The organism is Halomonas almeriensis (assembly GCF_030409235.1).
In the GTDB taxonomy this organism is placed as follows: Bacteria; Pseudomonadota; Gammaproteobacteria; order Pseudomonadales; family Halomonadaceae; genus Halomonas; species Halomonas almeriensis.
This window is the reverse complement of the sequence record NZ_JAUFPO010000009.1, coordinates 495603-509165: the sequence shown is the minus strand read 5'-3', so window position 1 is coordinate 509165 and position 13563 is coordinate 495603. Positions and strand designations below refer to the sequence as shown.

The window sequence follows — 13563 nt, the reverse complement described above, 5'->3', positions numbered from 1 at the left end:
GACGAAGAAGAATGAAGCACCTGAAGCACTGAGGCGGTGACAAAATACGATAAGCCGAACAGTATAGCGTTAAAACGCCCTGCTTTGCCAGTACAATGTATTTGCGCGGTCATTCAGGTGTGGTAGTTTGTCCTGTTGGATAACGTTTTCTTATCCATCAATATGGTGATGGTAGGCAAGAATTCAAGCCGCACGCCAACTTCACTGCCGGCGACGCCTGTCTTCCTTGACGCCATCATCCCTTGAGTTCCATCAGCAGCTCGCTGAGGCGTTGCCGCTCCTGCTGGGAAAGCGTTTCCCCGGCACGACTGCGCGCCAGCAAGGCATCATACTCATCCTGTGGCGAGCGCTGCTGGCGATGCCGCTGAAAGTAGGACACCCAGTTTTCCAGCTCGGCTCCGCGTACCTCCTTGGGCACCAGCGGCTGTCGCCGCGCCAGCTCGGCCAGCCGTTCCCCCTCCGGAGTGCCGTGAAAATGTGCCAGCAGCACCTGGGCACTCCGGTAGCCCCCCGCCTTGAGCAGCCTCACCACCTGATAGCAGAGCCGCGCATCTGGCTGGTCCAGAGCACACCAGTTATCGTTGTCGGGTAACCGCTCGACGAGCCCCGGCTCGTGCACCAGGAGTTGCAGGGCGCGGGCCATTAACCCCAGGGATCCGCCCTGCCCGACGGCCTCGTTCGGCGCGGGCAAAGGCTCGCCGGCCGGCAAGGGCTGGCTGGAATCCGCCGGTGCCTGCTGGGCGGCGCCGGAATGTCGTAGCATGATCGACTCGAAACTCGATTGATCAACACCGGTGCGGCGCGAGAGCTCGGTGAGCAACAGCGACTTCAGCATGCCATCCGGCAACTGACCGATGGCGTCGAGCACCTGGCTGGCATAGCGTTCGCGCTCCTCGATATGCCCCAGATCGCGCCCCTGGGCGGCCTGCTCGAAGAGGAACTCGGACAAGGGGCTGGCGCAGGTCACTCTGTCCGCGAAGCCGTCCGCGCCCTCACGACGCACCAGAGTATCCGGATCCTCACCTTCCGGCAGAAACAGGAACCTGGCCTGGCGGCCATCGATCATCATCGGCAAGGCGGTGCGCAGGGCCCTGTCGGCGGCCTGGCGACCGGCGCGATCGCCGTCGAAGCAGAACACCACCTCGTCCACGACCCGAAACAGCCGTGACAGGTGATCTTCCGTGGTCGCGGTGCCCAGGGTCGCCACGGCATTGCGAATGCCGAACTGGGCCAGGGCCACCACGTCCATGTAACCCTCGACGATCACGACACGCTCGAGTCGCGAGTGCGCCTGACGGGCCTCATAGAGACCATAGAGCTCGCGCCCCTTGTGGAACACCGGCGTCTCGGGGGAGTTCAGATACTTGGGCTTGCCATCGCCCAGCACCCGGCCGCCAAAGGCCACGGTGCGACCGCGAATATCGCGAATCGGAAACATGACTCGATCGCGGAAACGGTCATACATGCGTCCGCTGTCCTCGCGATGCACCAGCAAGCCATACTCGATCTGCACAGCCTCACTAATACCATGCTCTCCGAGATGGTGACGCAGGGCCTCCCATTCGGCCGGCGCAAAGCCGATACCGAACTCGCGCACCACCTCGGGCGACAAGCCGCGCTGATCCAGGTAGTCACGAGCCTGGCGACCTTCGGGCATCTTCATGCGCTCGCGAAAAAAGCTCGCGGCCAGCTCCAGCAGGTTGACGCCCTCCTTGCGCTTGCGCTCACGAAACTGTTGGTGCGGATCATCCTGGCCCTCGCGCGGCACATCGAGCCCCAGCCGAGCGGCCAGTTGCTCGACGGCCTCGGGGAAGGCCAGGCGGTCGTACTCCATGAGGAAACGCAAGGCGTTGCCGTGTGCCCCGCAGCCAAAACAGTGATAGAACTGCTTGTCAGCACTGACGGTGAAGGACGGGGACTTTTCCTGGTGGAAGGGGCACAGGCCGGAGTGGTTGCGACCGGTTTTCTTGAGCTTGACGCGCTCGGACACGATATCGACCACATCGGTACGCGCCAGCAGGTCATCAATGAAGCGCTGTGGAATCTGTCCGGCCATTCAGACTACCCCGAGATCAAAGCGACACGACAATGCGCCAGCTCTGCAGGACGACACCCAGACCATGTCGACTCGACAATCGAGTTCGGCGAGCCAGTGCGCCTGCGACTGGCAGCAAGGGGGTAAAAACAAGCGGCCACCTGATGGCGGCCGCTTGGCATCCTCCCAAGACGACGCGAAACGCCGCCTCAAGTACGGATCAATAGAGCCGTTCGAAACGCTTGCGCTCGCGCTGCAACTTCTTGGCATGACGCTTGACGGCAGCCGCCGCCTTGCGCTTGCGCTCTGCAGTCGGCTTCTCGTACTGCTCACGACGGCGTACTTCGGACAGCACACCGGCTTTTTCACAGGAACGCTTGAAGCGACGCAGGGCGACGTCAAACGGCTCGTTATCGCGTACTTTGACAGAAGGCATTAAGCACTCACCTACCTTAAAAACTTGAGTTCGGTTAGAACGCACGCCGCGCAGCCACCTGGCAATACGAGCGCTCGAGTTGCGAGCGCCACATCATGACAGGGGAATCCGGGCGCACGACCCAGTCTTGCAGCGCACAATATTCTAGACGCCGTACTCGAGGCATGCAAACCGTTTCGTTGCCACACCCTGCCTTCGGGGACGCCAAAGGGGTAGAATGTGACGATTTGCGACTCAACAGGCCAGGAACATGCGGGTATTGGGGATAGAGACATCCTGCGACGAGACGGGCGTTGCCCTCTTCGACACCGAACACGGTCTCAGGGCAGATGCCCTGCACAGCCAGGTGGCCATGCACGCCGAGTACGGTGGTGTAGTGCCGGAGCTCGCCTCACGTGACCATACCCGACGACTCCTGCCGCTGATCAGCAAGGTGCTGGACGATGCCGGCCTCGATCGCCGGGGCCTCGATGCCATCGCTTACACCGCCGGGCCGGGATTGGTGGGCGCGCTAATGGTAGGCGCAAGCACCGCACACGGCATGGCGCGGGCGCTGGATCTACCGGTGCTCGGCGTTCATCACATGGAGGGCCACCTGCTGGCCCCCATGCTGGAGCCCCGTCCACCGGCCTTCCCCTTCGTGGCACTCCTGGTCTCGGGCGGCCACACCCAGCTGGTCGAGGTCAGCGGCATCGGTCAGTACCGCCTGCTCGGCGAGTCGGTGGATGATGCCGCCGGCGAAGCCTTCGACAAGGCTGCCAAGATGCTCGACCTGGACTACCCCGGCGGCCCTGCCGTGGCTCGCCTGGCCAGCCAAGGAGATGCCCGGCGCTGGCGCTTTCCCCGACCGATGACCGACCGCCCCGGGCTGGACTTCAGTTTCTCGGGCCTCAAGACCCACACCCTGACCACGATTCGCCAGCTCGAGCAGCAGCAGACGCTGGACGAGCAGGCCCGCGCCGATGTGGCACGCGCCTTCGAAGAGGCCGTGGCCGACACCCTGGCCATCAAGTGCCGCCGCGCCCTCGATGCCACCGGCCTGACTCGCCTGGTGATCGCCGGCGGGGTCAGTGCCAACCAGCGTTTACGTGAACGCCTGGAAGGCGAAACCGCTAAGCGCGGTGCCGATGTCTACTACCCGCGCGGCCGTTTCTGCACCGATAACGGGGCCATGATCGCCTACGCCGGTGCGCAACGCCTGCTGGCCGGCGAGCGTGACGTGATCGGCCGGATGCAGGCTACCCCTCGCTGGCCGCTGGAGCAGCTCCAGCGGCCCTGACGGCGGGCGGCGGGCGCCGAGGAACGAGAAACGAGCCACGAGATACGAGCGGTTGGGTGCCAGCCAGGGGCCTATGGCGCATGACCAACGCTTGCTGCTCGCAGCTCGAAGCTCGAGGCTCGAGTAACGAGCGGTTGGTAGTCGATGCGGGCTTGTAGTCTGTGCGCGGCTCTTGGCGGGATACGAGAAACGAGTCACGAGCGGTTGGGTGCCAACCAGGAGCCTATGGCGCATGACCAACGCTTGCTGCTCGCAGCTCGAAGCTCGAAGCTCGAAGCGCGGGCTTATCGCGCTCCCGGCCAGCGGCGCAGGTACAGCGCATGGCGAGTAAACACCAGCAGGGTGAAGATGATGACCATCTCGCTGTACGCCGGTACCAGCCACAACGTCAGCAGTGGTGCCAGGGCGGCGCTGGTCAGGGAGGCCAGGGCCGAGGTGCGTCCATTCAGGGCCAGCAGGGACCAGACCAGGGCGCAGCAGATCGCCACCGGTGGTGTCAGCATCAGCAGGACACCGAAGGCGCTGGCCACTGCACGCCCCCCGCGCCATGCGTGCCAGACCGGGTAGCTGTGTCCCAGCAGCACGGCAAACCCCACGCCCCCCTGGGCCCAGGGAGGCAGAGCGAGCCAGGACGCCAGCCACAGCACGGGCATCCCCTTGATCACATCCACCAGCAAGGTGGCGAGCGCCGGTTCCGCGCCGTACAGCCTCAAGACATTGGAGAAGCCCGGGTTGCAGGAGCCCGACAGGCGCGGGTCACCCAACCCGGCAAGCCGACAAACCGTCAGGGCCCCCAACCAGGTGCCACTGAGGTAACCGAGCGCCATCAGCAGAAGGGTCGTTTCGAATGTCTCCAGCACGACGCTGCCCCGCAGAGGGATTCAGGAAGCATTCTGCCAGCCGGCGGCATTCGGCGACAGTGCGCCGCTGTTGTCAGCGACCCGGCTCGCGTACAATCATAGCGTTCCAACCTGCTCGAACCGCCACATGCGCCTGGATGCCTGATGGACCTCGTACTGATCGAATCCCTGCACATTGACACCGTCATCGGTGTCTACGATTGGGAACGCACCATGACCCAGACGCTGGTGCTGGACCTGGAGCTGGGCACGGACATCCGTCCTGCCGCGGCCGGTGACGCCATCGACCATACACTCGACTATGCAGCCATCAGCGAGCGCATCGGCCAGTTCGGCGAAACCCGCTCGTTCGCGCTGGTCGAGACCTTCGCCGAACAGCTCGCCGAGCGACTGCGCGACGAGTTTCCGATACCCTGGCTTCGTCTGACCGTGCGCAAGCCCGGTGCCGTGGCAGCGGCCAGCGCGGTCGGGGTACGCATCGAACGTGGCACCCGCGAGGAGGCGTCCTCATGAGCCTGGTCAGCGTCAGCATCGGCAGCAACATCGATCGCGAACGACACGTCCGTGCCTGCCTAGACGCCCTGGCCGAGACCTTCGGCGAGCTGCGTATCTCGACGGTCTACGAAAGCCGGCCGGTGGGCTTCGAGGATGGACGCAACTTCTTCAACCTGGTCGTGCTCTTTGAGTGCGACTGGCCGGTGGGTGACCTCCAGGCGTGGTGCAAGCGGCTGGAGTTCGCCAACGGGCGTCTGCCCGACAGCCCCAAGTTCAGCCCCCGCACCCTGGACATCGACCTGCTGGACGTCGGCGGCCTGACCGGTGAACATGACGGCGTCAGCCTGCCCCGTGACGAGATCCTGCACCATGCCTTCGTTCTCAGGCCACTGGCCGAGCTGATGCCGGAAGGCCGGCATGCCGTCAATGGCAAGCGCTACCGGGAACTCTGGCAGCAACTCGACTGCGACGACCAGCCGCTCTGGCCATCCTCCTTCATCTGGCGGGGCACCGACCTTTCCGCCGGCGCCACCGACTAGCCCGTTGCGAGCCTAGCCGCGAGCGTGCCCCAGGGCCGCATCGATGGCGCGATGACGACGGCGCCTCAGCTCGTCTCCAAGCGCCCTGCCCTTGTATCCTTCGTCAACCAGCGTCTGCGGCAGCACCTGGGTCGCCAGCCGCCAGGCCAGGGCCAGCTCCTCGGCCCGTTCGGGTGCCTCGAGGCTCACCAGCGCCACGAGGGGGGCCACGGCATCGCGGCGACGCCAGGCGTCGATGCGTTCGAACCAGTCCATGATGCGTCGCCCGTCCAGTGCGCCCGGCGCCTGGACCAGGCGGCGTGTCGCCCCGACCTGTTCGGCCAGCCGACTCACCCGCCCGGGCAGCTTGAAGCGTTCGGCCAGCCGGCGCCGGGCCGGAGAATCCAAGGGCTCGACCAGCCGAGCCCAGCGCCAGGCCACGACCTCGTCCGCTTCCACGTCCTCGGGCAGCTGGTGGAGCCGCGAAAGGTCGTCCTCGAGGGAGCTTCCCAGCTCGGGCATCAGGGCATCCAGGGCCCCGCAAGCCTGCAGTGCCGCAAAGTAACGCTCGGGCCAGGGCTCGGCCAGCGCCTTGGCGGTCTCCACCCAGACCCGCTCGGCCGCCAGATGGTCGAGTTCGCCACTATCGACGAGGCGGCGCATCAGGGCCAGTGTGTCATCGGCGACGACAAAGCCCCGTCCGGCATAGCGGGCCATAAACCGCGCAACGCGCAACACGCGCAGCGGATCCTCGATAAACGCCGGCGAGACATGGCGCAGCAGGCGAGCGGCCAGATCCGCCTGGCCGCCAAAGGGGTCTACCAGGGTGCCATCTGCCGCACGGGCCATGGCATTGATGGTCAGGTCGCGCCGCTCGAGGTCCTCCTCCAGCGTGACCGAGGGGCTGGCATGGACCTCGAAGCCGGTGTAACCATGCCCGGACTTGCGCTCGGTGCGCGCCAGGGCGTACTCCTCGTGGCTGTCGGGGTGGAGAAAGACGGGGAAATCCGTGCCGACCGGCTTGAAGCCTCGCGCCAACATCTCCTCCGGCGTGGCGCCGACCACTACCCAGTCGACATCCGTGACCGGCTTGCCCAGCAAGTCGTCACGCACGGCCCCGCCGACCCGGTAGACCTCGAGCCCGGCGAGACAGCGATCAGCCACCACCGGGTGCTCCCTCGGCCACGCGTTCGGGATAACGGGCCGACCAGTCACTGAAGCCGCCATCCAGGCTGTATACGGCCTCGAAGCCTTGCCCGGCCAGCCAGGCTGCCGCCTGCTGGCTGGAATTGCCGTGGTAGCAGACCACCACCAGCGGCGTCCGACGATCGGCCTCGGCCAACAGGGCCGGCACGCCGTCGTTGTCCAGGTGGCGACTCTCGGGCAGATGCCCGGCGGTGAAGCTGGCCGGGTCGCGGATATCCACCAGGGTCAACGGCTGAGCTGACTCGAGCCAGTCGGCCAGGGTGGCGACGTCCAGGTGCTGAAACTGGGGCGATGTCATGATGCGCTCCTCGTAATGATGCTCGTGGCCGGTATGGCCCCCTGAGAAGGTGTTCTGAGCGAGGCCCGGCTTATTGCTGACTGGGCACACTGATGCGCTCACCATTGTCCAGATTGAGCGCTGTCAGACTGCCGCCCCAGACACAGCCGGTATCCAGGGCCTCGGCCCTGACCCGACTGTCAGGGGTACGCCCCTCCAGCGCCGCCCAGTGACCGAACAGCAGGTACGCCTGGTCGTCACGCGGGAACTGGAACCAGGGAGCGAACCCCGCCGGGGCCGTATCCAGTCCTGCCTTGGCGGCAAAATCAAGCCGTCCCTGGTAATCAATGAAGCGCATGCGCGTCAGGGTGTTGACGATGACCCGCTGACGCTCGATGCCTTCGAGCGCCTCATGCCAGGCGGCAGGCTGGTTGCCATACATGCGCTCGAGAAAGGTGCCGGCCTGTTCACTGCGCAGGCATTCCTCGACCTCCGTTGCCCGTCGCTCGGCCTGATCGATGCTCCATTGGGGCGGCAGGCCGGCGTGGGTCATCACCGTGGCGTCACGCCGCACCAGCAGCGGGCGACTCTGCAACCAGTCCAGCAGCGCCTCCCGGTCAGGCGCCTCGAGCACCGGCACCAGGGTATCCTTGCGCTTGAGCCCGGCGCCGCCGCGGGCGACCGCCAGCAGGTGCAGGTCATGATTACCCAGCACCACTTCGGCACTCTCGCCCAGCGCCATGACTTCGCGCAGACAGTCCCGTGAGCCGGGACCACGATTGACCAGGTCGCCGGCCAGCCACAGCCGGTCGCGACGCGGCTCGAACGACAGGCGCTCGAGCAGCGCGATGAATTCGGCGTGGCAACCCTGGAGATCGCCGATGACATAGGTGGACATGCCGCCTCCCGTGACGATGAGTGTTGGGCGTCAGTGAACCTGGTTGGGTCCGGCCAGACGAAAAGGCGCGACCGCAACTTCGAAGGGCCGCTGAGTCACCGAATCGACACAGGTAAAGGCGCCTTCCATGACACCGACCGGCCCATCGAGGATAGCCCGGCTGGTATAGCGGAAGGTCTGGCCCGGAGCGATCATCGGCTGTTGGCCGACCACTCCCTTGCCGCGCACTTCCTGGACCTCTCCGCTGCTCTGGGTGATCGACCAGTGGCGGGCCATCAGTTGCATGCTGTGTCGAGAATTATTGTGCACCGTGATGGTGTAGCTGAATACATAGCGGTTATCCTCCGGCGAGGACTCATCGTCACGGAAGGCCGGCTCGACATCGACATGCACATCTTCGCTCTGTGGCGCGACATCCATCAATTCGGCTCCTCTTGCAGGTGATCGGCAATGCGCACGAATTCCTCGACCGTCAGGGTCTGAGGACGTCGTCCCGGGTCGATCCCCAGGGCCTGCAGCGACTCGGCCGACAGGCGTCCGCGGAGATTGTTGCGCAACGTCTTGCGCCGCTGGGCGAAGGCCTCGCGGACCACCTCGAACATCAGGTCCTCATCCCGAGCCTTCAGTCCTCTGGCCGGCGTCAGACGCACGATGGCCGACTCAACCTTGGGCTGGGGCACGAACGCTTCGGGCGGCACGGTGAACAGCGCCTCCACCCGACAGTAGTACTGCGCCAGCACCGACAGGCGGCCTCGGTCCGTACCACCCGGCTCGGCCGCCAGGCGTTCCACCACCTCCTTCTGCAACATGAAGTGCATGTCCGAGATGGCCTCGCCGGCTCTCAACAGATGCAGGATCAAGGGAGTGGAGATGTTGTACGGCAGGTTGCCAACGACACGCAACGGGGGGCCATCACCCTGCAGTTCGCGGAAATCGAACTTGAGGGCATCGCCCTCGTGAATGACGAAGCCCGGCTTGTCGAAGAACTGGACACGCAGCCCGGGGATCAGGTCGCGATCCAGCTCGATCACCTCGAGCCGCCCGTCCGCCGCTTCCAGCAAAGGTTCGGTCAGCGCCCCCTGGCCGGGACCCACTTCCAGCAGGCGTTGACCGACACTCGGGGCAATGGCGCGCACCAGCCGGGAAATGACACCAGGGTCGCGCAGGAAGTTCTGGCCGAAGCGCTTTCTGGCGCGATGGCCCGTGGGGCGGGATGACATTCAGGAGAGTCCTTGTGTTGCGATGATCTGTTGCATTGGGCTGTCACGGGCACGCCGAGCACGCGCCGGTGTCTATCAAGGCAAGCCAGTGACGGACGGCGCCCTCCCCTACTGCGGCGAGCTCGCCCCGCCTTGAACCATCTGGATGGCGAGCGCCACGGCTGTTCGAAGGCTCCCGGGGTCGGCCTCGCCGCGCCCGGCCAGGTCCAAGGCCGTGCCATGATCCACGGAAGTCCGCACGAGCGGCAGTCCCAGGGTGATGTTCGCGGCACGCCCGAAACCGGCATACTTGAGAACCGGCAGCCCCTGGTCATGATACATGGCCAGCACAGCATCCGCTTTCTCCAGGTGCTTCGGCGTGAAAAGGGTATCGGCCGGCAACGGGCCTTCCAGCCGCAAACCCTCGCCACGCAGCGCCTCGAGGGCCGGCTCGATGATGTCACGCTCCTCGTGCCCCAGGTGGCCCTCTTCACCGGCATGCGGGTTGAGGCCACAAACCAGAATACGCGGACTGACAAGACCGAAACGCTGGCGCAGCTCGCCGTCAAGTATGCGCAGGATACGCGTCAGGCGCGGCGCGGTCACGGCACCGGCAACCTCGCACAACGGCAGATGGGTCGTTGCCAGTGCCACCCGCAACGCCTGCGCGGCGGGCTCGTCGGCCTGCCGTGTATGCAGAGCAGAATCGGTGGCCAGCATCATGACCACCTCATCGACGCCACAGGTATCGCGCAGGTATTCGGTGTGCCCGCGAAAACCGAGATGCCCGGCGTCAATGATCACGCCCTTGTGCAGCGGCGCCGTGACCATCGCCTGGGCCCTGCCGGCCTGACAGGCTTCGACCGCCAGATCCAGGGTGGCCAGGACGTAGGCGGCGTTGCGCTGATCCAGCCTGCCCGGCGTCACCGGCGCCCGCAGGGTCACGGGCCATACCGGCAACACGCCGGCCTCGGGGGAAGGCGGTGGCTCGCCGGCTGACAGCGGAAGAACCCTAAGCTCAAGGCCCAGGTCCAGGGCCCGCTCGGCGAGCAGCGCCGGATCCCCCACCGCCACCAGGCGAGCCGACAACGGCGCCTGGCAGGCCATCATCAGGATGAGTTCAGGCCCTATGCCCGCGGGCTCTCCCGTGGTCAGGGCGATGACGGGGCATTCGGCGTCCGCCTTCACGACCCCAGGCGCTCTTCCACAAAGGCGTCGGCACGAATTTCCTCAACCCAAGTTTCCATCTCGCTGTTGGCCTTCTGCTGAAACAGCGCCCGACGCGCCTGCTCGGTGCTCATGCCACCGCCCTGCTGCTCGATGAAACGCTGCACCTCGGCTTCGGAGATGCTGACCCGGCTGCCGACACGGCGCTGTTGAATCTGGCGCATGAGCAGTTCGCGGCGTACCTGGTCACGCACCACACCTAGCGACAGACCGTCGGCTTCCAGGGCGTCGGCAAAGGCTTCCAGGCTCATGCCGTTGTTGCCCGCAATGGCCCTGACCTGCCGGTTGAGTTCGGTATCGTCGACGCTCAGGTTAGCCTCACGCGCCATCTGCAGCTGGATTTCCTCGACGATCAAGCGGTCCAGCACCTCTTCACGCAGCGCCGAGGCCGGCGGCATCTGCCCACCCTGGGCCTCCAGTTGCATGCGGGTACGCTCCAGGCGGTCCTCAAGCTGGGTTTGCATGATCGCGCCCTCGTTGACCACGGCCACGATACGATCCAGTTCCTGGCGGGCCTCCTGGGCCATGCCGCTCAGGGGCGAAAGCCCCAGACACAACGCCAGTGTCAGGGGGGCAAGATGTCGACTGTGCATGTTGATACGTCCTTTCGTGTTGAATTGCCAAGGGTCAGGGGCGGCCAAAATCGGCAGGGCGATACCCCGGCACCGCTGATTCGAAAAAGCGCCCGGTCTCACCACCGACACCCCCCAGCCCCTTGAACGCAAAGCGCAGGAACAGGCCGCGGTCGGTCGTGTCGTCGTCCAGGTTGTTGGCCGTGTTCTCGTCGTCGACCCACTCGCGCCAGACCAGCTGCAGACCATAGCAGCAGTCATTCCACTGCACACCCGCCAATTGCTCGAGCATTCGGCGGTTGGTGTTGTCGTAGCGCACACCGCCGACCAGGTCGAGCCGTGACAAGGCCTGGTAGGCAAAGGAGGCCGAGAATTCCTCGCGATCATAGTTGCGGGTGTCCTCGAGGTCCTCGGTGGGCTCGAAGCCTTCGATCTGCCAACGGTAGCCAAGGTTCACGACATGGCCCGCCTCGGCCCGGTACTGGAGATCCAGCCCTGTGCTCTCGGTGCGCTCGCGCTGGTCGTCATACAGCCAGGAAGTCCGCGCGTTCCACTGATCGTTGAGCTGCCACTCCAGTTGGGTGACCCAGGGAGAGCGGTCCCGGGTGGCGCGATACCGCGCGTTGCGGTTGACCGGCAGGGTCTCGGGGTCGCCGGCCATGTCGACGTTGCGATCCTCGAAGTAGGCCGCCTGGCCGACCCCCAGGGAAAAACGCTCGCGCCCCGTGCGGTCCTCGAAGAAGCGTGTCTTCACGCCGTAGGAAAGACGGTTCAGATCGCCCACGCGATCCCCGCCGCTGAAACGATACGGCGACCACAGCTGTTGCCAGGAAAAGGTCTCCTCCGAGGTATCGAAGTCAGGGTACTCGCTCTGGTCTTCGCCCGGCACGAAGGCATAGTTGAAGCGGGGCTCCAGGGTCTGACGATAGGCCGTGTCCGAGATTTCCATATCACGCTCGAGGATGACCCCGGTATCCAGCGACACTACCGGCAGGCTGCGTGTCAGGCTTTCGTCGCGCTGGGTGTCACGCTGCCCGTAATCCAGCGCATAGCTGGTATGGTGCAACTGCAGGCGCGGTTCGAAGAAGCCCCAGGTCGACTCGCCACGCCAGCCAAGCGCCGGGGTCAATTGCAGGCGCGCGCCATTGGCGGCTTCGCGCAGGGACACCTGGCGCGACTGCCCCTTGTAGGTATAGCGGCCCAGATCGTCGCCTATCTGGTCACGCCAGAAATAGGTGGCATTGGCACTCCAGTCCGCATAGAGATTCCCCGCTTGCCAGTCCGCCTTGGCTGTCAGGCTCGGCAATCGGTAGAACGGTTTGTCATTGGGGTTCAGGGGGTCCTCCAGCACCTGATACCCCTCTGCCTTGCCTGCAAGCTGCCAGGTGTCGCCCCGGTACTCCACCAGGGCCAGGCGGCGCATGCTGTTCCTGTCCATGGCCTGGAAACCGGCGCCGAAATCGTCGAAATAGCGCACGTCGCTGGCGGCCCCGTAACGCAGGCGATAGCGGGTGCGCTCGTCGAGGCGCCCGGCATGCCGATAGTCCAGATACCAGCGGTCATCTCCGCTGGCCAGGGGCGTGAAATCCGAGGCCTCGTCCCCGGCCCGCTGATCATCGAACAGATAGGCTCCTTCCAGGGCGCCACCACCGGTCGGCAACAGATAGCGGTACTGCCCTCCCAGCAACAGGCCTCGATCAGTGATCAGGCGCGGCGTGAGGGTGGCATCCTGGTTGGGGGCAATGTTCCAGTAATACGGCTGGGCATAATCGAGGCCGTCGCCGGACACCCCCAGGGTGGGCCAAAGGAACCCGGATTGGCGGCGTTCATCGATGGGGAAACGCATCCAGGGCCAATAGAAGACCGGCACGTCTCCCACCTCGAGACGCGCGTGGCGGGCAGTAGCAAAGCCACTCTGCTGGTCCAGCTGGATATCCTCGCCCACCAGGCGCCACAGCTTGTTGCCGGGCTCACAGGTCGTGAACGTGGCCTCGTTGAGCTGATAGCGCCCCTCGGCGACCCGGGCCAGACGGCTCGCCTCGCCGCGCAGGCGGTGCTCATGGAACACATAATGAGCGCGATCGATGCTGGCGGCCGCTCCCTGCAGGGAGTAGGAGGCCTCGGCGCCACGCACCAGGAGGCCCTGCTCCCTCAAGGCCAGGGGACCCTCGACCTGGACACGCTCCCGGGAGGCCGGCACACGAATCCGCGGAGCCTCAAGCTGGGTATTGCGACGACGCAGCACCACCTCGCCACTGAGCACGGTCCGGCCGTCCTCGCCGTATTGGGCATCATCAGCTTCGGTGACCACCTGGTTGCCCTCGGGCTCGGCAAGACGGTAATCCGGCATGCGATAGCGCCCACGACACACCGCACCAGCAGGACGCTCCTGGCCCCAGGGCTGCCAGTCGAGTTGCTCGGCCGGCAATGGCTCGGGCGGTGCAGCCCCCAGCGGAGCCGACACCGAGCCCGAGAGCAAGAGGCCAGCTAGGGCCCTACTGGCGGATCGATTGCCCATGTTCCACGATGTCCTTGGCGAATGGAAAGGGTATTATACCGAC

General features: G+C 65.3%; 14 protein-coding genes. 3 read left to right on the top strand and 11 right to left on the bottom strand.

The features are described 5' to 3' along the window. Positions 1–235 precede the first annotated feature (235 nt). Both dnaG and rpsU read right to left on the bottom strand, forming a co-directional pair. Positions 236–2056 (bottom strand): DNA primase, encoded by a 1821-nt coding sequence (gene dnaG, locus QWY74_RS09155; protein ID WP_290314200.1) that lies wholly within the window; start codon positions 2054–2056, stop codon positions 236–238. 199 nt (positions 2057–2255) lie between these two features. After that, positions 2256–2471: a 30S ribosomal protein S21 gene (rpsU, locus tag QWY74_RS09150; RefSeq protein WP_013333229.1), complete on the bottom strand. Its 216-nt coding sequence runs from the start codon at positions 2469–2471 to the stop codon at positions 2256–2258. A 250-nt stretch (positions 2472–2721) separates the two neighbouring features. Between rpsU and tsaD the strand changes: the two genes are divergently transcribed. Then, positions 2722–3750: a tRNA (adenosine(37)-N6)-threonylcarbamoyltransferase complex transferase subunit TsaD gene (gene tsaD / locus QWY74_RS09145; RefSeq protein ID WP_290314199.1), complete on the top strand. Its 1029-nt coding sequence runs from the start codon at positions 2722–2724 to the stop codon at positions 3748–3750. A gap of 284 nt (positions 3751–4034) precedes the next feature. Here the strand turns inward: tsaD and QWY74_RS09140 are convergent, their stop codons facing one another. After that, positions 4035–4610 carry a glycerol-3-phosphate acyltransferase gene (locus tag QWY74_RS09140; protein ID WP_264823975.1) on the bottom strand — a complete coding sequence of 192 codons (576 nt, stop codon included), beginning with the start codon at positions 4608–4610 and terminating at the stop codon, positions 4035–4037. Between the two features lie 144 nt (positions 4611–4754). Here QWY74_RS09140 and folB point away from each other — a divergent pair, with 144 nt between their 5' ends. Then, on the top strand, positions 4755–5123 hold the full coding sequence (folB, locus tag QWY74_RS09135; RefSeq protein ID WP_264823976.1) for a dihydroneopterin aldolase: 369 nt from the start codon (positions 4755–4757) through the stop codon (positions 5121–5123). Beyond that, a complete protein-coding gene (gene folK, locus QWY74_RS09130) occupies positions 5120–5644 on the top strand; it encodes a 2-amino-4-hydroxy-6-hydroxymethyldihydropteridine diphosphokinase (protein WP_264823977.1) in 525 nt (174 codons plus the stop codon). Before folB ends, folK begins: the two co-directional genes overlap by 4 nt. A 12-nt stretch (positions 5645–5656) precedes the next feature. Here the strand turns inward: folK and QWY74_RS09125 are convergent, their stop codons facing one another. The 8 genes from QWY74_RS09125 to QWY74_RS09090 form a co-directional block, all read right to left on the bottom strand. Continuing rightward, on the bottom strand, positions 5657–6787 hold the full coding sequence (locus QWY74_RS09125) for a tRNA nucleotidyltransferase/poly(A) polymerase-related protein (protein WP_264823978.1): 1131 nt from the start codon (positions 6785–6787) through the stop codon (positions 5657–5659). Beyond that, on the bottom strand, positions 6780–7127 hold the full coding sequence (glpE, locus tag QWY74_RS09120; RefSeq protein WP_264823979.1) for a thiosulfate sulfurtransferase GlpE: 348 nt from the start codon (positions 7125–7127) through the stop codon (positions 6780–6782). Before glpE ends, QWY74_RS09125 begins: the two co-directional genes overlap by 8 nt. Before the next feature lie 70 nt (positions 7128–7197). Further along, positions 7198–8004, bottom strand: coding sequence for a symmetrical bis(5'-nucleosyl)-tetraphosphatase (locus QWY74_RS09115; RefSeq protein WP_290314196.1), 807 nt, complete (start codon positions 8002–8004; stop codon positions 7198–7200). Between the two features lie 30 nt (positions 8005–8034). Beyond that, complete coding sequence (gene apaG / locus QWY74_RS09110) at positions 8035–8424, bottom strand: Co2+/Mg2+ efflux facilitator ApaG/CorD (RefSeq protein ID WP_264823981.1); 390 nt, start codon at positions 8422–8424, stop codon at positions 8035–8037. Then, positions 8424–9224: a 16S rRNA (adenine(1518)-N(6)/adenine(1519)-N(6))-dimethyltransferase RsmA gene (gene rsmA, locus QWY74_RS09105; RefSeq protein WP_264823982.1), complete on the bottom strand. Its 801-nt coding sequence runs from the start codon at positions 9222–9224 to the stop codon at positions 8424–8426. Before rsmA ends, apaG begins: the two co-directional genes overlap by 1 nt. A 108-nt stretch (positions 9225–9332) precedes the next feature. Next, a complete protein-coding gene (gene pdxA / locus QWY74_RS09100) occupies positions 9333–10391 on the bottom strand; it encodes a 4-hydroxythreonine-4-phosphate dehydrogenase PdxA (protein WP_264823983.1) in 1059 nt (352 codons plus the stop codon). Further along, positions 10388–11023: a SurA N-terminal domain-containing protein gene (locus tag QWY74_RS09095; protein WP_264823984.1), complete on the bottom strand. Its 636-nt coding sequence runs from the start codon at positions 11021–11023 to the stop codon at positions 10388–10390. Before QWY74_RS09095 ends, pdxA begins: the two co-directional genes overlap by 4 nt. Positions 11024–11057: 34 nt before the next feature. Further along, the gene (locus QWY74_RS09090; protein WP_290314195.1) at positions 11058–13520 is read right to left on the bottom strand and encodes an LPS-assembly protein LptD; all 2463 of its coding nucleotides are present in this window, start codon (positions 13518–13520) and stop codon (positions 11058–11060) included. Positions 13521–13563 lie beyond the last annotated feature (43 nt).

What these genes read in the sequence shown, in the direction of transcription:
- dnaG (WP_290314200.1), bottom strand. Translation starts at nt 2,056, where the DNA reads ATGGCCGGACAGATTCCACAGCGCTTCATTGATGACCTGCTGGCGCGT.
- rpsU (WP_013333229.1), bottom strand. Translation starts at nt 2,471, where the DNA reads ATGCCTTCTGTCAAAGTACGCGATAACGAGCCGTTTGACGTCGCCCTG.
- tsaD (WP_290314199.1), top strand. Translation starts at nt 2,722, where the DNA reads ATGCGGGTATTGGGGATAGAGACATCCTGCGACGAGACGGGCGTTGCC.
- folB (WP_264823976.1), top strand. Translation starts at nt 4,755, where the DNA reads ATGGACCTCGTACTGATCGAATCCCTGCACATTGACACCGTCATCGGT.
- folK (WP_264823977.1), top strand. Translation starts at nt 5,120, where the DNA reads ATGAGCCTGGTCAGCGTCAGCATCGGCAGCAACATCGATCGCGAACGA.
- glpE (WP_264823979.1), bottom strand. Translation starts at nt 7,127, where the DNA reads ATGACATCGCCCCAGTTTCAGCACCTGGACGTCGCCACCCTGGCCGAC.
- QWY74_RS09115 (WP_290314196.1), bottom strand. Translation starts at nt 8,004, where the DNA reads ATGTCCACCTATGTCATCGGCGATCTCCAGGGTTGCCACGCCGAATTC.
- apaG (WP_264823981.1), bottom strand. Translation starts at nt 8,424, where the DNA reads ATGGATGTCGCGCCACAGAGCGAAGATGTGCATGTCGATGTCGAGCCG.
- rsmA (WP_264823982.1), bottom strand. Translation starts at nt 9,224, where the DNA reads ATGTCATCCCGCCCCACGGGCCATCGCGCCAGAAAGCGCTTCGGCCAG.
- QWY74_RS09095 (WP_264823984.1), bottom strand. Translation starts at nt 11,023, where the DNA reads ATGCACAGTCGACATCTTGCCCCCCTGACACTGGCGTTGTGTCTGGGG.
- QWY74_RS09090 (WP_290314195.1), bottom strand. Translation starts at nt 13,520, where the DNA reads ATGGGCAATCGATCCGCCAGTAGGGCCCTAGCTGGCCTCTTGCTCTCG.